This is a genomic window from Streptomyces sp. NPDC047002 (assembly GCF_040704505.1).
In the GTDB taxonomy this organism is placed as follows: Bacteria; Actinomycetota; Actinomycetes; order Streptomycetales; family Streptomycetaceae; genus Streptomyces.
Map to the genome: position 1 here is coordinate 17,050 of NZ_JBEYWC010000019.1, position 18,697 is coordinate 35,746.

Genomic DNA, 18,697 nt, shown 5'->3' on the forward strand with positions numbered 1-18,697 from the left:
GTAGGGGGCCACGGGCGCCTCGACGCCCGGTCGGCGCTCAGGCCGATGGGGCATGATGGCGCCCGTGGCGACCGACACGAGTGCGAGCAGCGCGAGCGGCAGCGGCAAGGCCGGCCGCCCCACCCAGGGCAGGCGTGCGCGCCGGGTCCGGATGACCGGGGCGGAGCGTCGCGAGCAGCTGCTCGACATCGGCCGCACGGTGTTCGCCGAGAAGGGCTTCGAGAGCACGTCGGTCGAGGAGATCGCGGCGAAGGCCGGGGTGTCCAAGCCGGTGGTGTACGAGCACTTCGGCGGCAAGGAGGGGCTGTACGCGGTCGTGGTGGACCGCGAGATGCGCCAGCTGCTCGACATGGTGACCGGGGCGCTGACCGCGGGGCACCCGCGGGAGCTGCTGGAACAGGCGGCGTTCGCGCTGCTCGACTACATCGAGATGTACACGGACGGTTTCCGCATCCTGGTGCGCGACTCGCCCGTCGCGCAGTCGACGGGCACGTTCGCCTCGCTGATCAGCGACATCGCCACGCAGGTCGAGGACATCCTCGGCCTGGAGTTCAAGGCGCGCGGCTTCGACCCCAAGCTGGCCCCGCTCTACGCGCAGGCGCTGGTCGGCATGGTCGCGCTGACCGGCCAGTGGTGGGTGGACGCGCGGCGCCCGAAGAAGTCGGAGGTGGCCGCGCACCTGGTCAACCTCGCCTGGCACGGCCTGGGCAACCTGGAGGCGAAGCCCCGGATGATAGGCCACCGCAAGGTCTGACCCCCCGGGGGCGCCCGGCGGCCCGGCGCGCGGCCCGCTTCCCGCGCGCTGGCCCGCGGGCGCCGCGCCGCGGCTCAGGCCGGGCGGCGGGCCACGGCGAAGAGGCGGCGGAAGGGGAAGACCGTGCCGTGCGGGGTGGGCGGGTACGCCTTCCGCAGGGCCGCGCGGTACTCGGCGGTGAAGGCGGCGGCGGCCGCCCCTTCGTCGTCGCAGGCGCCGAGCTCCGTGAGCACGGGCCGCAGCGCCGTGCCCTTCACCCAGTCGAGTACGGGGTCCTCACCGGTGAGCACCTGGAGGTAGGTGGTCTCCCAGACGTCGGCGTCGCAGCCCAGGTCGAGCAGGGCCGTGAGGTACGCGCCGGGTTCGAGCACGGGCGCGAACCGCAGGCGCCCTTCGAGGCGGGAGCGCCAGCGCGGGGAGGCGCACAGCTCCGCGAGGATGGTGTGGCTCGGCGCGGTGAAGTTGCCGGGTACCTGGAAGGCGAAGGTGCCGCCCGGCGCGAGCCCGTCGAGCCAGGCGGGGAAGGACGCGACGTGGTCGGGCACCCACTGGAGGGCCGCGTTGGAGACGATCAGGCCGTGGGGCAGGTCGGGCACCCAGGTCGCGGCGTCGGCCTCGCGGAACTCCAGGCTGCCGCCGCCGGGCGTGGGGCCCTCGTACGCGGTGCGGGCGCGGTCCAGCATGGGCTGCGAGGTGTCGAGGCCGGTGATGCGGGCCGCGGGCCAGCGGTCGGCGAGGAGCGCCGTCACATTGCCGGGGCCGCAGCCGATGTCCGCGATGCGGAGCTCGCCGTCCGGGGCCGGGGGGTCCTGGACGCGGGCGAGGAGGTCGAGGAAGGGGCGGGCGCGGTGGTCGGCGTGCCGCAGGTACTGCGCGGGGTCCCAGGAGGGCTTCCCCTGCGCGGGGGCGGGCTGAGCGGACATGCGGGGGCCTTTCGGACACGGCGGGCCCGAGGGCCGCGGTGCGCGGCCTCGGCGTGGCACCAGACTGCACCCCGAGTATCTTGACGTCAAGAGACTTCATGTCGAGGGACCAACTACACTGATCGCATGGAGGACGAGGTCGATCGACTGGTCGCGGCATGGCGCCGAGAGCGCCCCGACCTCGACGTGGAACCACTCGAAGTACTCAGCCGCGTCTCCCGCCTGGCCCGCCATCTCGACCGCGCCAGGCGGCTCGCGTTCACCGAGCACGGGCTCGAACCGTGGGAGTTCGACGTGCTGACCTCGCTGCGGCGCGCGGGCGCGCCGTACCAGCTCTCCCCCGGCCAGCTGCTCACCCAGACCCTGGTCACGTCGGGCACCATGACCAACCGCATCGACAGGCTCGCGAAGAAGGGCCTGGTCGAGCGGCTGCCCGACCCGAGCGACCGGCGCGGGGTCCTGGTCCGCCTCACCCCCGAGGGGCAGGACCGCGCGGACCAGGCCCTCGCGGGACTGCTCGACCAGGAGCGCGCACTCCTGTCCGAGCTGTCCCGCGCCCAGCGTGCCGAACTGGCAGGGCTGCTACGCCAGTTGACCGCCCCGTTCGACAACGTCCCCGGGGTCGGCTAGCTCGGCGGGACCCACTCCCGCCCGGCGCGCGAGCGCCACAGCGGCCAGGGTGGAGTGCACACCGAGCTTCCCGAGCACGTTCTGCATGTGCGTGCGCACGGTGTGCGGCGAGAGGTACAGCCGCTCGGCGACGGCCTTGCGGCCGAGGCCTGCGACCATGCAGCGCAGCACCTCGCGCTCGCGCGGTGTCAGCGACTCGACGAGCCGCTCGCTCTCCGTGCGGTGCTTGCGCGCCGCCGTCAGCTCCCGCAGGACGCCGGTGAGCAGCGCGGGCGGCAGATGGGTCTCGTCGCGCAGGACGCCCCTGATCACGGCGAGCAGCCGCTGCAGGGAGCAGTCCTTCGCGACCCACCCGAAGGCGCCCGCCTGGAGGGCGAGCGCCGCGCGGCGCGGGTCGTCGCGCTCGGCGAGCACGACCGTGCGGACGGCGGGATGGCTGCTGCGGACGCCCGCGACGAGCGAGAGCCCGTCCACGAACACCAGCTCGCCGCCCGACTCGGGCGCCGGGACCCGGCCGGGTCCGACGCCGCTGCCGGGCCCGGCTCCGCTGCCGGCTCCGGTGTGCACGCCGACGGCGGTGCCGCGTGCGACGGCCGCGGGGACGCCCGGCGCACCTGAAGCGCCGGCCGTGCCCCGTACCCGTACACCCGCCGCGGGGCCCTGGCCAAGGCGGCCGGCGCCGGTGAGCGTGCGGCCCGCGGGCGCCGCGGCCGAGCCGAGGTCGGCGTCGACCAGCATCACATCGAAGCGGCGGCCCTCCGCGGCCGCCCGTTCGAGGCAGCGCAGCGCGGCCGGGCCGCTGCCCGCCGCCGCCACCTCCACATCGGGCTCTGCCGCCAGTGCGGCGGCGAGCGATTCGGCAAAGATCCTGTGGTCGTCGACCACGAGGACCCGGGTTCTTACCACGTGAGGAACACCCCCATAAGGCGGGGAGCGGAGCCGGCGGGGCGCGGCGCCCGGCGCGTGGTGCTGGGCGGCGCCCGGTCCGGACGACACCGTCCGGGGCCGCCGGACCCCGCCCCGGGCGCCCCGCCCGACCGGCTCCACCCCAGTTCAGCACCGGCCCCCACCGGCGCTGAGGATCAGGTTACGGGTGAGGGCCCCCAGCGGAAGGGAAAACGCAGAACTGGCAGGCGCCTGTGCCTACTGTGGGGCGCATGTTCCGGTTGGAGACAGGAGTGGACAGGGAGCGGCACGCGTTGCTGGGGCAGCGGCTGCGGGACACCAACACGCAGCGGTCCCCGACGCTGCGGGCCCTGCGCGGCACCCGGGCCAAGGACGAGGTCCCGCTGCATGTCTGGCTGACGGAGGAGGGGACCGGGCTGCTCGCGGGCGGCCTCGCGGGCCGTACCTGGGCGCGCTGGCTCCATGTGGACCTGCTGTGGGTCGACGACCGCCACCGCGGGGCCGGCCTCGGCTCGCGCCTGCTCGCGCGGGCGGAGCTGATCGCGCGGGAGGAGCGCGGCTGCGGCCGCTGCCGCCTGGAGACCTGGGACTTCCAGGCGCCCGGCTTCTACGTGAAGCAGGGCTACGAGGTGGCGGCGGAGATCGAGGACTATCCACCGGGCGTCACGGAGTACACCCTGATCAAGCGGCTGGCGGCCTGAGCGGGCCGCCGCAGGGGGCGTACGGGTCAGGACCGGGCGCGCGCGAGGTGGTCGCGGCACGGACGGCCGTGACCGGCTTTGTTGGATCGTGAGCGGATTTCGCGGCGGTTCCTGGGGAGTCTCTTGACGGTAACCCCTTTCCATGGTTTCTATATGTGCGATTATGTTTGTATGTGTTGCGCACCAGGCCGGCGTCCGCGCCGACAGGAGAGACCATGAAGAAGACGGTGACCACGCTCGCCGACGGCCGTGAGCTGATCTACTACGACCGTCGCGACGACGTCGTGCGCGACGCGGCGGACGAACGGCCGCTCGGCCGGGTCGCCACCTCCTCCGAGGTGCGCCGCGACGCCCTGCTCGGCGACAGCGTCGCCATCGCCTCGCACCGCCAGGACCGCACCTACCACCCGCCGGCCGACGCCTGCCCCCTCGACCCGTCGCGCGACGGGCGGCACACCGAGATCCCGGACAGCGACTACGACGTCGTCGTCTTCGAGAACCGCTTCCCCTCGCTCGCCGGAGACTCGGGGCGCTGCGAGGTCGTCTGCTTCACCTCGGACCACGACGCCTCGTTCGCCGACCTCGACGAGGAGCAGGCGGCGCTCGTCCTCGACGTGTGGACGGACCGCACCGCAGAGCTCGCCGAACTCCCCCAGGTCGAGCAGGTCTTCCCGTTCGAGAACCGCGGCGCCGAGATCGGCGTCACCCTCGCCCACCCGCACGGGCAGATCTACGCCTACCCCTTCGTCACCCCGCGCAGCGCCCTGATGCTGCGCTCGGCCGCCGAGCACAGGGCCGCCACCGGGCGCAACCTCTTCGAGGACGTCGTGGCGCGCGAGCGCGCCGACGCCGAGCGGGTCGTGCTGGAGAGCGAGCACTGGATCGCCTACGTGCCGTACGCGGCGCACTGGCCCTACGAGGTGCACCTCCACCCGGCCCGCCGCACGGCCGACCTGCGCGGCCTCGACGACGGCGCGCGCGCCGAGTTCCCCGGCGTCTACCTGGAGCTGCTGCGCCGCTTCGACCGGATCTTCGGCCCTGACCAGCCCCCCACCCCGTACATCTCCGCCTGGCACCAGGCGCCCCTCCGCGCTGCGGGCCGCGAGGAGTTCGCGCTGCACCTGGAGCTTTTCACCATCCGCCGCACGTTGGGCAAGCTGAAGTACCTCGCCGGCTCCGAGTCCGGCATGGGCGTGTTCATCAACGACGTGCCGCCGGAGGCAGCGGCGGCGCGACTGCGAGAGGTAGCGAGCCAGTGAGTAGCAAGAAGTACCTGGTCACGGGCGGTGCGGGCTATGTGGGCAGCGTCGTGGCGACGCATCTGCTGGAAGCCGGGCACCGGGTCACCGTGCTGGACGACCTGTCCACCGGCTTTCGCGCGGGCGTCCCCGAGGGCGCCGAGTTCGTCGAGGGCCGCGTCCAGGACGCGGCGAGGTGGCTGGACGGCTCGTACGACGCGGTGCTGCACTTCGCGGCCTCCTCGCAGGTCGGCGAGTCCGTGGTGAAGCCGGAGAAGTACTGGGAGAACAACGTCGGCGGCTCGATGGCGCTGCTCGCCGCGATGCGCGCGGCCGGGGTGCGCGCACTGGTGTTCTCCTCCACGGCCGCGACGTACGGCGAGCCCGCCACCACGCCCATCACGGAGAGCGACCCGACCGCGCCCACCAACCCGTACGGGGCGACCAAGCTCGCCGTCGACCACATGATCGCGAGCGAGTGCGCGGCGCACGGACTCGCCGCCGTCTCGCTGCGCTACTTCAACGTCGCCGGCGCGTACGGCGCGGCGGGCGAACGGCACGACCCCGAGTCGCACCTGATCCCGCTGGTCCTCCACGTCGCCCTGGGCAGGCGGAAGTCGATCTCGGTGTACGGGGACGACTACCCGACGCCCGACGGCACCTGCGTGCGCGACTACATCCATGTGGCGGACCTCGCCGAAGCGCACCTCGCGGCGCTCGGCGCCGCCGTCCCCGGCGAGCACCTGGTGTGCAACCTCGGCAACGGCAGCGGCTTCTCCGTGCGCGAGGTCATCGACACCGTGCGCAAGGTCACCGGGCACCCGGTGCCCGAGGTGACGGCGGCGCGGCGCGGCGGCGACCCCGCGGTGCTCGTCGCGTCGGCGCGCGCCGCGCACGAGCGGCTCGGCTGGACGCCGAGCCGCCCCGACCTCGCCGGAATCGTCGAGGACGCCTGGGACTTCGCACGGAGGAACGCGTGAGCGCGTCGGCCGCGGCCACGGCCGACGGGTTCGAGGAGCTGTACGGGGCGGCGCCGGAAGGCGTGTGGGCCGCGCCGGGCCGGGTGAACCTCATCGGCGAGTACACCGACTTCAACGACGGCTTCGTGATGCCGCTCGCGCTGCCGCACACCACGGTCGCCGCGGTCTCCCGGCGCACGGACGGCGTGCTGCGACTGCACTCGGCGGACTCCCCGCAGGGCGTGGTGCGGCTGGACTCCGCGTCCCTCGCGCCCGGTTCGGGCGCGGGTGGCTGGGCGGCCTACCCTGCGGGCGTCGTCTGGGCGCTGCGGGAGGCCGGGCACGCGGTCGGGGGCGCCGACATCCATGTGACGTCGACGGTGCCGACGGGCGCGGGCCTCTCCTCGTCCGCCGCCCTCGAAGTGGCCACGGCGGCCGCGCTCGACGACCTGTACGGGCTCGGGCTCTCCCCCGCCGACCTCGCGGTGCTCGCGCAGCGCGCGGAGAACGAGTTCGTCGGCGTGCCCTGCGGGATCATGGACCAGATGGCGTCCGCGTGCTGCACCGAGGGCCACGCGCTGTACCTGGACACCCGCGACCTCACGCAGCGCCAGGTGCCGTTCGACCTGGTCGCGCAGGGCCTGCGGCTGCTGGTGGTGGACACCGGGGTCAAGCACGAGCTGGGCGACGGCGCGTACGCGGAGCGCCGGGCGGGGTGCGAGGCCGGGGCGCGCGCCCTCGGCGTGCGGGCCCTGCGGGACGTGCCGTACGCGGAGCTGCCGGACGCGCTCGCCCGCATCGAGGCGGCCGGGCAGCCGGAGAGCGTGGTCCGCTACGTGCGGCACGTGGTCAGCGACGACGCGCGCGTCGAGCGCGTCATCGCCCTGCTCGACGCGGGCGAGGCCCGCGCCACGGGCGAGACCCTGCTCGAAGGGCACGCCTCGCTCCGCGACGACCTGCGGGTGTCGTGCGCGGAACTCGACCTGGCGGTCGAGGCGTCGGCCGCGGCGGGCGCGCTCGGCGCGCGGATGACGGGCGGCGGTTTCGGCGGCTCCGCGATCGTGCTGGCCGAGGCGGACGCGGTGGAGCGGATCGCGAAGGCCGTGGAGAGCGCGTTCGCCGCGGCCGGCTACCCGGCGCCGCGCATCTTCGAGGCGACACCGTCGAGGGGCGCCCACCGCCTGCGGTGAGCCGCGGCGCGCGGCCGGGACGGTGCACGGCCGGGACGGCACGCGGTCGCGAGGCGCCCGGCCCGGACGGCACGCGGCCCCGCCCTGCGCGTGGTCGGGGGCCGGGGCGGGCGGTGCGTGGGGTGTGGTCAGCCTTCGCGTTCGGCGTGGTCGAGGAGGCCCGTGCGGGCTGCGAGGGCGGCGGCCTCCAGGCGCGAGCCGACGTTGAGCTTCATCAGGACCCGCTGGACGTGGGTCCTCGCGGTGGAGGGCGCGATGCCCATGCCGGCGGCGATCTGCCGGGTGTCCTCGCCCTCCGCGACCCTGACAAGCACCTCCACCTCGCGCGGGGTGAGCATGGCGAGCAGCCGCCGCCCCTCGTCGTCCGGCTGGGCCACCGGGTTGAGCAGCTCGGTGAACGCGCCCTGGAGCAGCCCGGGGGCGACCGCGGCCTCCCCCGCGCGCGCCTTGGCCATGGCGCGCTCGACGCCCTCGATGCGCTCGTCGTGGCGTACGTAGCCCGACGCCCCCGCGGCGAAGGCGGCTGCGATGCCGCGCGGGCTCGGCACGGGCCCGAGCACCACCACCGCGACCTGCGGGCGGTCCCGCTTGATCCGGACGACGGGGTCGAAGGCGCCGGGCTCCGCGGGCGCGGCCGTCCCCATCAGGCACACCTCGGGCGCCCTGCTCACCACCAGCTCGGCGGCGCCCGCGGTGGGCGCCGCCGAGGCGAGCACCCGGTGCCCGCGCAGTTTCAGCGCGGAGGCCAGCGCCTCCGCGAGCAGCCTGTGGTCATCGATCACCATGACCCGCACGCCCATCGACAATCCCCCATCCGGCCGAGGCGGCCGGGCCCCAGGCTCCCAGACCCGGCAAGCTACACGCTTGTTCGAGGATGTGTGCCCCCTACCGGCCAGAAGACCCCCGGATTGTGGAATTCCGGCCGGTTCGCGCCCCGCGGGGGGCCGCGCGGGGCAGGGGTCAGCGCGTGGTGTACGCGAGCGCAAGCGGCTGCTTGGCGTCCTCCGCGTCGCTCGGCTTGTCGACGAAGTCCTGCGAGAGGAACAGCCGGCCTTCCGCGTAGAGCACCTGGGAGCCGCTGGGCACGAAGTCCGACTCCAGGTCGCGGGTGGCCTCGTCGGACGGGTTCTGCATCAGCACCGTCTGCCGGAAGGTGGAGCCGTCGACGGAGACGACCTGGCCGCCCTTGTCGTACGGGCCCGTCTTGTAGGCGATCAGGTTCGGACCGTCCATGCGCAGCAGCTGCGCGGTCCAGCCGTCGCCCGCGTCGGCGCGCTGCGCGGTGCCCTTGCCCGTGGCCAGGTCGAAGGAGACGATCTCGTTGGTCTCGTCGAGCGCCTCGCCGTCGTCGGCGTCGTGCTCGGCCGTGGGCAGGTAGAGGCGGTTGCCCGCGGCGAGGACGTCGGTGCAGTTCTCCATCGCGTCGGTGCAGCGGGCGGCGTACGTGTTGCCGGTCGCCGGGATCTTCGCCCTGAGCTTCCCCGTCCTCGCGTCGAGGGAGAAGAAGTCGGAGACGCCCTGGGAGCCGGTGTCGCCCACGTCCGCGGCGATGACCAGCGGGTCGGTGGAGACCGCGTGGATGTCCTCGACGCCGGGCGGCATCTTGTACGAGGAGATCGTGGCGCCCGTCTTCGGGTCGATGTTCTCGACGCTGATCTGCGCGTCGTCGCCGTAGCCGCACTGGCGGGAGGCGACGAGGATCTTCCCGCCCGCGTACCCGGCGTCGTGGCAGTCGTCGGTGGACGAAGGCTCCGGCTTCCACCGCACCGCGCCGGTGTCCAGGGCGAAGCCCGCACCGCCGCTGGTGGACCCGGCGGCGACGGTGTCGCCGGTCTGGGTGACGCTGTCGAAGCGTATGCCCTCGTCGCCGCCGGGGTTGGTGACGGACTTGCTCCACAGCAGCCGGCCCGACGCCAGGTCGACCACGCCGACCTGGGAGCAGGCCTTCGGCGCTGTCGTCCCGGTGCGCGGCGCGCCGTCGTAGACGACGGCCGCCTTGCCGTCGGAGCTGACGTGGGGGCTTGCTGTGCACACGTCACCCGGCAGCGGCAGGGTCCACAGCGTGCTGCCGTCGTCCGGGTCGTAGCCGGTGATCTTGCGGATGCCCGCCTTCGCGTAGACGGTGCCGGTGAGCCAGGACGCCTCGACCGTGTGCAGGTCGGTGGCGGCGGGCTGCGGCACGCGGAACGCCACCTTCGAGTGGGTGTCGGCGGGCGCCTTCTCGTGCGCGGCGTCCGGCCCCGTGGGGCTGGGGCGCACGGGGGCCTTGCCCCCGTCGTCGTCGCCGGTGCCGCTCGACGCGTACCAGACGCCTGCGCCGAGTATCAGCACGACGGCGACGGCCGTGGCGACGATCATCCGCAGCTCGGTCCTGGTCAGCCGGGACCCGCCGCCCCGCTGCGGCTGCTGGGCGGTGGCGGGCTGCGGGGCCTGGGCGGGGTGGCCGTACCCCTGCGGGGCCACGGCCACCTGGGGGTTGGCGGGGTAGCCGTACCCGGGGGCGCCCTGTGCGGGCGCGCCGAGCGGCGGCACGGCGTGCGGGAAGCCGTACACAGGCGGGTTCTGCGGCGCCCCGAACCCGCCCTGGGCGGGCGGCTGTTGCGGCGGCTGCTGGGGCTGCTGCGGCTGCTGGGGCGTCGGAGCCGACTGCTGAGGCGGCTGCTGAGGCGGCTGTGGCTGCTGGGGTTGCTGCGGCGGCTGGGGCGGCTGGGTCACGGCGGTCGTCCTCGGTCGGTCGGGGTGCGGGCGTGGCGGGGCGCGGAACGGCCCGGGGTCAGTCGCCCAGCACCATCATGGACAGGGACGCGGTGTCGGAGCCCTGCCGTGCGGGCGGCATGACCGCGTAGTTGGTGAGGTAGAACCTGCCGCCGACGTAGTGGTACGACGGGTGGTAGAAGCCGCTCGACTCCAGGTCGGCCGCCGCGTCGGGGTGCTTGCGCACGACCGTGTACGCACCGCCGCCAGAGCCGAGCGACGCGAGGGCGCCCGCCTGGCCCGGGGTGGCCTCCTCGTACACCAGGAGCCCGCCGCCGGGGCGCGGCGCCACCGGGTCGACGAGCCGGCCCGAGGGCGCGGGCGCCTTCCACTTCTGCTTGCCGGTGGCGAGGTCGAAGGCGACGACCGCGTTGCGGTAGGGCGAGTGGCTCTCGTCGAGCGCGGTGGTGATGTAGAGGGTGTGGGCGTCGACGGCGACGCCCTTGCAGTCCTGGAGGGTGCCGTCGTCGATGCCGAGCCCGTCGCCGCAGTCGTCGGAGAACTTCTCGCTGCTGCGCATCGTGGCGCGCTGGGTGCCGTCCGCGCCGAACGACGCGATGGCCCAGGCCTTGGTGTCGTCGTTCTTGACGGAGACGACGAGCGGGTCGGTCGAGTAGACCTTGTCGAGGGCGTAGCCGGACTTCAGCCTGAAGGTCCACTTGGGCTTGCCGGTGACCGGGTCGAGCTCCTGGAGCTGCTGCGGTCCGTGCCCGGTGAGCCCGGAGCCGGGGCAGGACTCGTCGGCGATCATCCTGTTGCCGCTGGTGACGGCGACGGGCTGGCACTCGCCCGGGACCTTGCTGAACAGCGGCTTGCCGTCGCCGACCCGGTAGGCGTTGGTGCCGCCGATGCGGGAGACGGCGACGGTGTCGCCGACGATCGCCATGTTGAGGTCGAGCAGGATGTCGAACTGGCCCTGCTGCGCGACGGTCTTGTGCCAGCCCGCCTTGCCGGTCCTGAGGTCGATCTCCTCGATCTGGTCGCAGTGCGCCGACTCGCCGGTGCCGTCCTCGTAGGCGACGACGATCCGGCCGTCGGCGGTCGGCGCGACCGGGGCCGCGCACACCGACTGCGGCAGGGTCACCGACCAGAGCTGCTTGCCGGTGGCGGGCGCGTACCCGGCGACCTGCTTGTACAGGGCGCGTACGACGGTGTTCCCGACGAACCACGGGCCGTAGACGGTGTTGTGGTCGCGCGGCACGTCGGCGCCGGCGGCCTGGGTCCACAGCACCCGGGCCTCCCCCGCCTTGCGGCCCGCGTTGGGGTCGGCGCTGGTGTCGGGGCCCCCTGGGCCCTTGCCGTCGCCCTGGAAGGGGGTGCCGGAGGCGCTCGGCCCGCGGGTGGCGGGCGAGGGGCTGACGTCGGCGACGGGCTTCGTGCCGCCGCCGCCCGTGCCGAAGGCGAGCCAGCTGCCACCGCCCACGACGACGACTCCCGCGACGACCGCGGCCAGGACGATGCCCGCCCTGCTCCGGAAGAAGCCGGGCCCGCCCGTTCCGCCGCCCGCGCCGGGCCCCGGGCCGTAGGGCGGCGGGGGCGGCATGCCCGGACCGCCGGGGTACTGCTGCTGCGGAGCGCCGTAGCCGCCGTAGGGGGCGGCGCCCGGCTGCTGCGCGTACGGGTTGGGCCCCGGCTGCCCGTAACCGCCGGGCTGCGCCCCCGGCTGGTACGGGCCCGGCGGGGCGTAGGGCCCCGGCTGCGCGCCCTGCTGCGGGAAGGGCTGCGCGTACGGGCCCGGCTGGGCGCCCGGGCAGCCGTACGCGGGCGGCGGCGCGGCCTGCGGCTGCGCGTACGGCGAAGGACCCGCGGCGGGCGCCTGCGGCGGCGCGGCGGGCTGCGCGCCCTCCGGGCCGCCGGGCGAGGGCGGGGCGCCCCCGGGCGGTGCCTGCTCCGCGGCGCCGTCGGGGCGCTGCGGTTCGCTGGGCGGTGGCTGCTTGCCTGGCGGCTGAGTCATCGACGCGGTTCCCCCTGTGTGCACGGCCCGCCCGTCGGTGCGCCCGGGCCGGACCGGGTCCGGGGGCGGGCTGTGAGGGGCGGGAGTCCCGCTCCGCGCGGCGGCGGGCGGGGCTTCTTTCTACCATCACGTACCGGAACGGGCACCGGACGCATACCGTCCTGTGCCCAAGGGAGAACCGCGCCGTGATGGTGCCGTGACGCCCCCTGGCGGGCGTCCGCGGGGCCGCTGTGCGCGCGCGTCACTGGGCGTCCTCCGCGAGCTCCAGCCAGCGGTTCTCCAACTCCTCGCGCTCCGCCACGAGTTCGCGCAGCTCGGCGTCGAGCCCCGCGACCTTCTCGAAGTCGGTCGCGTGGTCGGCGATCTGCTGGTGCAGCCCGGACTCGCGCGTCGAGAGCTTGTCGAGCTGCCGCTCCACGCGCTGGAGTTCCTTCTTCGCCGCGCGGCTGTCCTTGGCGGAGACGGCGCCCCCGGGCTTGGCGGCGGGCGGCGCGGCCGCGGGCCTGCGCTCGGCGAGGCGGGCCTCCTCCATGCGGTGGCGGCGCTCCAGGTACTCGTCGATGCCGCGCGGCAGCATCCGCAGCGTGCGGTCGCCGAGCAGGGCCATGACCTTGTCGGTGGTCCGCTCGATGAAGAACCGGTCGTGGGAGATGACGACGAGCGTGCCGGGCCAGCCGTCGAGCAGGTCCTCCAGCTGGGTGAGGGTCTCGATGTCGAGGTCGTTGGTGGGCTCGTCGAGGAAGAGGACGTTCGGCTCGTCCATCAGCAGCCGCAGCAGCTGGAGGCGGCGGCGCTCGCCGCCCGAGAGGTCGCCGACCGGCGTCCACTGCTTCTCCTTGGAGAAGCCGAACTGCTCGCACAGCTGGCCCGCGGTCAGCTCGCGGCCCGTGCCGAGGTCGACGCGGTCCCGCACCTGCTGGACGGCTTCGAGCACCCGCAGCGCCGGCGGGAGTTCCGCGACGTCCTGGGAGAGGTAGGCGAGCCGCACGGTGCGTCCCGCCTTGACCGTGCCCGCGGCGGGCTGGAGGTCGCCCTCGCTGCGCGCCGCGTCGGCGAGCGCGCGCAGCAGGGAGGTCTTGCCCGCGCCGTTGACGCCGACCAGGCCGATCCGGTCGCCGGGGCCGAGCTGCCAGGTCAGGTGCGCGAGGAGGGTTTTGGGGCCCGCCTCGATCGTCACGTCCTCCAGGTCGAAGACGGTCTTGCCGAGCCGGGTCGCGGCGAAGCGCATCAGCTCCGAGGTGTCGCGCGGCGGCGGCACGTCCGCGATCAGCTCGTTGGCCGCCTCGATGCGGAAGCGGGGCTTCGAGGTGCGGGCGGGGGCGCCGCGCCGCAGCCAGGCCAGCTCCTTGCGCACCAGGTTCTGCCGCTTGGCCTCCTCGGTCGCGGCGATCCGCTCGCGCTCGGCGCGGGCGAAGACGTAGTCCGAGTAGCCGCCCTCGTACTCGAAGACGGTGCCGCGCTGCACGTCCCACATGCGGGTGCAGACCTGGTCGAGGAACCAGCGGTCGTGGGTGACGCACACCAGCGCGGAGCGGCGCACCCGCAGGTGGCCGGCGAGCCAGGCGATGCCCTCGACGTCGAGGTGGTTGGTGGGCTCGTCGAGCACGAGGAGGTCCTGCTCGGCGATGAGCAGCTTGGCCAGCGCGATGCGGCGGCGCTCGCCGCCGGAGAGCGGCCCGATGACGGTGTCGAGGCCCTGCGGGAAGCCCGGCAGTTCGAGCCCGCCGAACAGGCCGGTGAGCACGTCGCGGATCTTCGCGTCGCCCGCCCACTCGTGGTCCGCGAGGTCCCCGACGACCTCGTGCCGCACGGTGGCCTCGGGGTCGAGGGAGTCGTGCTGGGTGAGGACGCCGAGCCGCAGGCCGCCGCTGTGGGTGACGCGCCCGGTGTCGGGCTCCTCCAGCTTGGTCAGCAGCCGGACGAGGGTGGTCTTGCCGTCGCCGTTGCGCCCGACGACGCCGGTCCTGTCGCCCTCGGAGACGCCGAGGGAGACACCGTCGAGCAGGGCACGGGTTCCGTACACCTTGGTGACCGACTCGACATTGACCAGATTGACGGCCATTTCACTCCTGACAAGGGGATGGATCAGCGTCCCAGCGTAGTCGGGCCGCGCGGTGGCGCGGACCGGACCTGGTGCGCTCCCTTGCCGCGGTCCCCGCGCGGGCCTACGTTGCTTCCGCGCCCCGGCCGCGCACACTCGTTCCCTCTACGAACGCGCGCCCGTGTCGCCCTCGCCACCGTTCCTTGTCGACCCCGAGGAAGGCGCACGCCCCATGCGGAAACCAGCAGCGAGCGGCATCCCTCCCCAGCGCACCGGCGCGCCGCCAGGACTCGCCGCAGGGACCCTGGTCGCCGGGTGCTTCGCCGTCTGCCTCGCGCAGATCGGCATCGCGACGCCCGCCACCCTCAACGGCCTCTTCCAGTCGGACCTGCACCCGGTGGGCTCGCAGCTCACCTGGATATCGGACGCGTTCCTGCTGCCGGTCGCGGTCCTCGAACTCACCTTCGGCGTGCTGGGCGACCTGTTCGGCCGCAAGCGGCTGCTGGTCGCAGGCGCCGCGCTGATGGCCGTCGGCGAGGCGGTGGCGGCGGCCGCCGGCGGGGTGCACCTGCTGTGGGTGGGGCAGGCGCTCGCGGGGCTCGGCGCCGCCGCGCTGTTCCCGACGTCGCTCGCGATGCTCGCCGCCGGGACCCGCACGCACGACCAGCGCGCGAAGGTGATCGCGCTGTGGGCGGCGCTGCTGTCGACGGGCGGCTTCCTCGCGCCGCTGCTCGGCGGGATCACCGGCACGTACGGGTCGTGGCGCTGGGCCTTCGCCGTGGTGGCGGTCCTCGCCGTGTTCAGCGCGCTGGCGAGCCTGTGGCTCGCGGACAACTCCAGTGCGCCCGAGGGCCGTTCGCTGGACGTGGCCGGGCAGGCCGCCATCGGCCTCGGCCTGTTCGCCCTGCTGTACGGGGTGATCCAGGCGCCCACGGACGGCTGGGGCTCGGCGGGCGTGGTCGCGGCCTTCGCGGTCGCCGCGGTCTGCCTCGCGGCGTTCGTCGCGGTGGAGCGGCGGGCGGCCTCGCCGCTGCTGCGGCTCGACCTGTTCGCCAACCGGGGCTTCGCCGTGGCGTCCGTGGTGGCCGTCGTCGGCATGTTCAGCTTCCTCGGCACCTGCTACGCGACGAGCATCAGGCTCGGACCCGTGCAGCACCAGAGCCCGCTGCGCACCGCGGTGGCGTTCCTGCTGCTGAACGGCCTCACGCTGTTCCTCACCCCGGTCACCGCCCGGCTGCTCGCCCGGGTCGCGCCGCGCTGGGTGCTCTCGGGCGGCCTGGCGCTGATGGCGGCCGGCGACTTCCTCGCGGCGACGCTGCCCATCGGCGACACCGCGCTGACCTCGCTGATCGTGCCGCTCGGGCTGGTCGGTGTGGGCTTCTCGCTCGCGGTGTCGTCGATCACGGCGACGGCCGTCAACACGGTGCCCGTGCACCTCGCGGGCATGGCGAGCGCGACCACCAGCCTGCTGCGCGACGTCGGCTTCACGCTGGGCCCCGCGGTGATCGGCGCGGTCGCGCTCGGCCGGGCGGGCTCGGCGTTCGGCGCCGCGCTCGCGGGCTCTCCGCTGCCCGGCCAGGTGAAGGCGGCGGCGGGCGAGGTCGCTGCGGAGGGCGGCCCGCTCGCGGTGAACTCGGTGGAGCCGGGGAGCACGCCTGGCCGGGCGGCACACCTCGCCGTCGACGCGCTCGGCCACGGCTATGCGATCGGCTTCACGGTGTGCGGGGCCGCGGCCCTGTTCTCCTGCGTCCTGACGGTGCTCGCCCTGCACGGCGCGCACCGCCCCGGCGAGACGGTCGAGACGGCGGACGAGGCGCTGCCCGCCGCGGGCGTCCCCGGCCGGGGCTGAGACGCCCCGCCGGGGGCAGGCGGGTCAGGCCCCGGCGCCCGCGGCCGGGTCCGCGCTGCCGGCCACGACCCTCGCGCCGCGCGCCGGGCTCGCGGCGACCCGGGTCGTACGGCAGGTGCCCGACGCCGTCAGCCCCGCGGCGACCCGGTGGGCGGCCTCGGTGTCCGCCGTGAGGAACGCCGTCGTGGGGCCCGAGCCCGAGACGAGCGCGGCGAGCGCGCCCGCTTCGGTGCCCGCGGCGAGCGTGGTGCGCAGGGCGGGGCGCAGGGAGAGCGCCGCGCGCTGGAGGTCGTTGGCGAGCGCCTTGGCGAGCGCGGGGGCGTCGCCTGCGCGCAGGGCGGTGAGCAGCGCGGGGTCTGCGGCGGGCGGCGGCACGTCGGCACCCGCCGTGAGCCGGTCGAACTCCTGGAAGACGCGGGGTGTGGAGAGCCCCTCGTCGGCGACGGCGAAGACCCAGTGGAAGGTGCCGCCGACCGGCAGCGGGGTGAGCTGCTCGCCGCGCCCGGTGCCGAGGGCGGCGCCGCCGAGCAGGCTGAACGGCACGTCGCTGCCGAGTCCCGCGCACAGCGCGAGGAGTTCGTCCTGCGGCGTGCCGAGGCCCCAGAGGGTGTCGCAGGCGAGGAGCGCGGCGGCGCCGTCGGCGCTGCCGCCCGCCATGCCGCCGGCGACGGGGATGTCCTTGGCGATGTGGATGCGCACGTCGGGCGCGATGCCGTGGCGGTCGGCGAGGGCGAGGGCGGCGCGCGCGGCGAGGTTGGTCGCGTCGAGCGGCACCTGCGCGGCGTCGGGGCCCGTACAGGTGAGGACGGGTCCTTCGCCCGGGGTGCCGCGGGCGACCGTCACCTCGTCGTAGAGGCCGACGGCGAGGAACACGTTGGCCAGGTCGTGGTAGCCGTCGGGGCGCGCGCCGCCCACGGCGAGCTGCGCGTTCACCTTCGCGGGCACCCGCACCCGCACCGCGTCCTGCCGTGCGCCCCGCGCGCTGTCTGTGCCCTGCGTGCTCGCCGTACGCCCCGTGCTCGCCGCACCGTCCACGGACCCGCTCACCCGTCCGCCTCCCCGCTTCCCGCGCCGGTCCTGCACTCGGCGATCCGGGCGAACTCTGCCACAGTCAGCGACTCGCCCCGCGCCTGCGGCGAGACGCCCGCGGCGACGAGCGCGCGCTCCGCGGCGGCGGCCGAGCCCGCCCAGCCGGCGAGCGCGGCGCGCAGCGTCTTGCGGCGCTGCGCGAACGCCGCGTCGACGGCCGCGAAGACCTCGCGCCTGGTGGCGGTGGTCTCGGGCGGCGCCGCCCTGCGGACCAGGGAGACGAGCCCGGAGTCGACGTTGGGCGCAGGCCAGAAGACGGTGCGCCCGATGGCGCCCGCCCGCTTCACCTCCGCGTACCAGGACGCCTTGACCGAGGGGACGCCGTACACCTTCGAGCCGGGGGCGGCGGCGAGCCGGTCGGCGACCTCCGACTGCACCATGACGAGGGTCCGCTCGATGCTGGGGAAGTGCTCCAGCATGTGCAGGAGCACGGGCACGGCCACGTTGTACGGGAGGTTCGCGACGAGCGCGGTGGGCGGCGGGCCCGGCAGCGCCGTCACGTCGAGCGCGTCGGAGTGGACCAGCGCGAACCGGTCGGCGCGCTCCGGCAGCCGGCCGGCGACGGTGTCCGGCAGGGCGGCCGCGAGCACGTCGTCGATCTCGACGGCGACGACCCGCTCCGCGCTCTCCAGCAGCCCCAGCGTCAGCGAGCCGAGCCCGGGGCCGATCTCCACCACCGTGTCGTCCGCCCGCACCCCGGCCGTGCGGACGATCCGGCGCACGGTGTTGGCGTCGATGACGAAGTTCTGCCCGCGCTGCTTGGTGGGGCGCACACCCAGGCGCGCCGCGAGCTCCCGCACGTCCCCGGGTCCGAGCAGGGAGTCGGGACCGGCTGCGGGATACGGGGCGTGCTCAGGGGTGCTCACCGCTCAAGCCTACGGCGCGTATCCGAAGGCGCGTGCCGTGTTCGCCGCGAGGGCGGCGGCGAAGCCGTCCTCGTCGGCGCCGCGCACGGCGGCCATGGCGCGCAGCGTCACGGGAATGAGATACGGCGCGTTCGGCCGGCCGCGGAAGGGCGCCGGAGTGAGAAAAGGCGCGTCTGTCTCGACGAGGACGAGTTCCTGCGGTGCGACGGCGAGCGCGTCCCGCAGCGGTTGGGCGTTCTTGAAGGTGACATTTCCAGCGAAGGACATGAAGTAGCCGCGCTCTGCGCACACTCTCGCCATTTCCGCGTCACCGGAATAACAGTGGAACACCGTGCGCTCCGGCGCCCCTTCCTCCTCCAGAATGCGCAGCACGTCCGCGTGCGCGTCCCGGTCGTGAATCATCAGCGCCTTGCCGTGCCGCTTGGCGATGTCGATGTGGGCGCGGAACGAGCGCTCCTGCGCGCCGCGCCCCTCGGGCCCGGTCCTGAAGTGGTCGAGCCCTGTCTCGCCCACGGCCCTGACCTCGGGGAGCGCGGCGAGCCCGGCGATCTCGGCGAGCGCAGCGTCCAGGGTGCCGGCGGCTTCGAGCTTCGGCGCCTCGTTGGGGTGCAGGGCGACGGCGGCGTGCACGGCGGCGTGCGCGGCCGCCGTCCGCGCCGCCCACCGCGAGCCCGCCAGGTCGCAGCCCACCTGCATAACGGTGGTCACGCCGACGGACGCGGCCCTGGCGAGGCTCTCCTCGACGTCGTCGCGCTGCATGTCGAGGTGCGTGTGCGCGTCCGCCACCGCGACCCGCAGCGGTGCGGGCAGCGGCGGCGGCGTCTCGTTCGAACTCATGGGCGC

Annotated in this window: 16 protein-coding genes; 7 read left to right on the forward strand and 9 right to left on the reverse strand. The window is 74.8% G+C overall.

What is annotated here, in order from left to right; all coding sequences use genetic code 11:
- Positions 1-55: 55 nt before the first annotated feature.
- On the forward strand, positions 56-754 hold the full coding sequence (locus AB0910_RS18660) for a TetR/AcrR family transcriptional regulator (RefSeq protein ID WP_366745800.1): 699 nt from the start codon (positions 56-58) through the stop codon (positions 752-754).
- A 74-nt stretch (positions 755-828) separates the two neighbouring features.
- Here the strand turns inward: AB0910_RS18660 and AB0910_RS18665 are convergent, their stop codons facing one another.
- Entirely contained in the window at positions 829-1,677 is an 849-nt protein-coding gene (locus tag AB0910_RS18665) for a trans-aconitate 2-methyltransferase (RefSeq protein ID WP_366745694.1), read from the reverse strand.
- A 126-nt stretch (positions 1,678-1,803) separates the two neighbouring features.
- Between AB0910_RS18665 and AB0910_RS18670 the strand changes: the two genes are divergently transcribed.
- On the forward strand, positions 1,804-2,307 hold the full coding sequence (locus tag AB0910_RS18670) for a MarR family transcriptional regulator (protein ID WP_366745695.1): 504 nt from the start codon (positions 1,804-1,806) through the stop codon (positions 2,305-2,307).
- Here the strand turns inward: AB0910_RS18670 and AB0910_RS18675 are convergent.
- A complete protein-coding gene (locus AB0910_RS18675; protein ID WP_366745696.1) occupies positions 2,260-3,213 on the reverse strand; it encodes a response regulator transcription factor in 954 nt (317 codons plus the stop codon). The two genes, AB0910_RS18670 and AB0910_RS18675, sit on opposite strands and share 48 nt — an antisense overlap.
- 251 nt (positions 3,214-3,464) lie before the next feature.
- On the opposite strand from AB0910_RS18675, the gene AB0910_RS18680 reads away from it, so the two are divergent.
- From AB0910_RS18680 to galK, 4 genes are all read left to right on the forward strand, one after another.
- Positions 3,465-3,914, forward strand: a complete 450-nt coding sequence (locus AB0910_RS18680) for a GNAT family N-acetyltransferase (protein ID WP_366745697.1) — start codon at positions 3,465-3,467, stop codon at positions 3,912-3,914.
- A gap of 215 nt (positions 3,915-4,129) precedes the next feature.
- Positions 4,130-5,173, forward strand: a complete 1,044-nt coding sequence (gene galT / locus AB0910_RS18685) for a galactose-1-phosphate uridylyltransferase (RefSeq protein WP_366745698.1) — start codon at positions 4,130-4,132, stop codon at positions 5,171-5,173.
- A complete protein-coding gene (gene galE / locus AB0910_RS18690; protein WP_366745699.1) occupies positions 5,170-6,132 on the forward strand; it encodes a UDP-glucose 4-epimerase GalE in 963 nt (320 codons plus the stop codon). Before galT ends, galE begins: the two co-directional genes overlap by 4 nt.
- On the forward strand, positions 6,129-7,301 hold the full coding sequence (gene galK, locus AB0910_RS18695; RefSeq protein WP_366745700.1) for a galactokinase: 1,173 nt from the start codon (positions 6,129-6,131) through the stop codon (positions 7,299-7,301). The genes galE and galK overlap by 4 nt, the downstream gene beginning before the upstream one ends.
- A 128-nt stretch (positions 7,302-7,429) precedes the next feature.
- Here galK and AB0910_RS18700 read toward each other — a convergent pair whose 3' ends face one another.
- The 4 genes from AB0910_RS18700 to AB0910_RS18715 all read right to left on the reverse strand — a co-directional run bounded on the left by AB0910_RS18700 (position 7,430) and on the right by AB0910_RS18715 (position 14,071).
- On the reverse strand, positions 7,430-8,101 hold the full coding sequence (locus AB0910_RS18700; RefSeq protein WP_366745701.1) for a response regulator transcription factor: 672 nt from the start codon (positions 8,099-8,101) through the stop codon (positions 7,430-7,432).
- A gap of 160 nt (positions 8,102-8,261) precedes the next feature.
- Positions 8,262-10,016, reverse strand: a complete 1,755-nt coding sequence (locus AB0910_RS18705) for a PQQ-binding-like beta-propeller repeat protein (RefSeq protein WP_366745702.1) — start codon at positions 10,014-10,016, stop codon at positions 8,262-8,264.
- A 58-nt stretch (positions 10,017-10,074) separates the two neighbouring features.
- Positions 10,075-12,009 carry a PQQ-binding-like beta-propeller repeat protein gene (locus AB0910_RS18710; RefSeq protein ID WP_366745703.1) on the reverse strand — a complete coding sequence of 645 codons (1,935 nt, stop codon included), beginning with the start codon at positions 12,007-12,009 and terminating at the stop codon, positions 10,075-10,077.
- 241 nt (positions 12,010-12,250) lie between these two features.
- Positions 12,251-14,071 carry an ABC-F family ATP-binding cassette domain-containing protein gene (locus tag AB0910_RS18715; RefSeq protein ID WP_366745704.1) on the reverse strand — a complete coding sequence of 607 codons (1,821 nt, stop codon included), beginning with the start codon at positions 14,069-14,071 and terminating at the stop codon, positions 12,251-12,253.
- Between the two features lie 211 nt (positions 14,072-14,282).
- Here AB0910_RS18715 and AB0910_RS18720 point away from each other — a divergent pair, with 211 nt between their 5' ends.
- Positions 14,283-15,899 carry an MFS transporter gene (locus tag AB0910_RS18720; protein ID WP_366745705.1) on the forward strand — a complete coding sequence of 539 codons (1,617 nt, stop codon included), beginning with the start codon at positions 14,283-14,285 and terminating at the stop codon, positions 15,897-15,899.
- Between the two features lie 24 nt (positions 15,900-15,923).
- On the opposite strand, the gene AB0910_RS18725 is transcribed toward AB0910_RS18720, so the two are convergent.
- The 3 genes from AB0910_RS18725 to AB0910_RS18735 are packed head-to-tail and all read right to left on the reverse strand — an operon-like array spanning position 15,924 to position 18,691.
- Positions 15,924-16,946, reverse strand: coding sequence for a 4-(cytidine 5'-diphospho)-2-C-methyl-D-erythritol kinase (locus AB0910_RS18725; RefSeq protein WP_366745706.1), 1,023 nt, complete (start codon positions 16,944-16,946; stop codon positions 15,924-15,926).
- The gene (rsmA, locus tag AB0910_RS18730; RefSeq protein ID WP_366745707.1) at positions 16,943-17,854 is read right to left on the reverse strand and encodes a 16S rRNA (adenine(1518)-N(6)/adenine(1519)-N(6))-dimethyltransferase RsmA; all 912 of its coding nucleotides are present in this window, start codon (positions 17,852-17,854) and stop codon (positions 16,943-16,945) included. Before rsmA ends, AB0910_RS18725 begins: the two co-directional genes overlap by 4 nt.
- Before the next feature lie 9 nt (positions 17,855-17,863).
- Positions 17,864-18,691 carry a TatD family hydrolase gene (locus tag AB0910_RS18735; RefSeq protein ID WP_366745708.1) on the reverse strand — a complete coding sequence of 276 codons (828 nt, stop codon included), beginning with the start codon at positions 18,689-18,691 and terminating at the stop codon, positions 17,864-17,866.
- Positions 18,692-18,697: the final 6 nt, after the last annotated feature.

Excerpts from the sequence above, each read along its gene's own strand:
- AB0910_RS18660 (WP_366745800.1), top strand. The coding sequence starts at position 56 with ATGGCGCCCGTGGCGACCGACACGAGTGCGAGCAGCGCGAGCGGCAGC.
- AB0910_RS18665 (WP_366745694.1), bottom strand. The coding sequence starts at position 1,677 with ATGTCCGCTCAGCCCGCCCCCGCGCAGGGGAAGCCCTCCTGGGACCCC.
- AB0910_RS18670 (WP_366745695.1), top strand. The coding sequence starts at position 1,804 with ATGGAGGACGAGGTCGATCGACTGGTCGCGGCATGGCGCCGAGAGCGC.
- AB0910_RS18680 (WP_366745697.1), top strand. The coding sequence starts at position 3,465 with ATGTTCCGGTTGGAGACAGGAGTGGACAGGGAGCGGCACGCGTTGCTG.
- galT (WP_366745698.1), top strand. The coding sequence starts at position 4,130 with ATGAAGAAGACGGTGACCACGCTCGCCGACGGCCGTGAGCTGATCTAC.
- AB0910_RS18700 (WP_366745701.1), bottom strand. The coding sequence starts at position 8,101 with ATGGGCGTGCGGGTCATGGTGATCGATGACCACAGGCTGCTCGCGGAG.
- AB0910_RS18710 (WP_366745703.1), bottom strand. The coding sequence starts at position 12,009 with ATGACTCAGCCGCCAGGCAAGCAGCCACCGCCCAGCGAACCGCAGCGC.
- AB0910_RS18715 (WP_366745704.1), bottom strand. The coding sequence starts at position 14,071 with ATGGCCGTCAATCTGGTCAATGTCGAGTCGGTCACCAAGGTGTACGGA.
- AB0910_RS18720 (WP_366745705.1), top strand. The coding sequence starts at position 14,283 with ATGCGGAAACCAGCAGCGAGCGGCATCCCTCCCCAGCGCACCGGCGCG.
- AB0910_RS18735 (WP_366745708.1), bottom strand. The coding sequence starts at position 18,691 with ATGAGTTCGAACGAGACGCCGCCGCCGCTGCCCGCACCGCTGCGGGTC.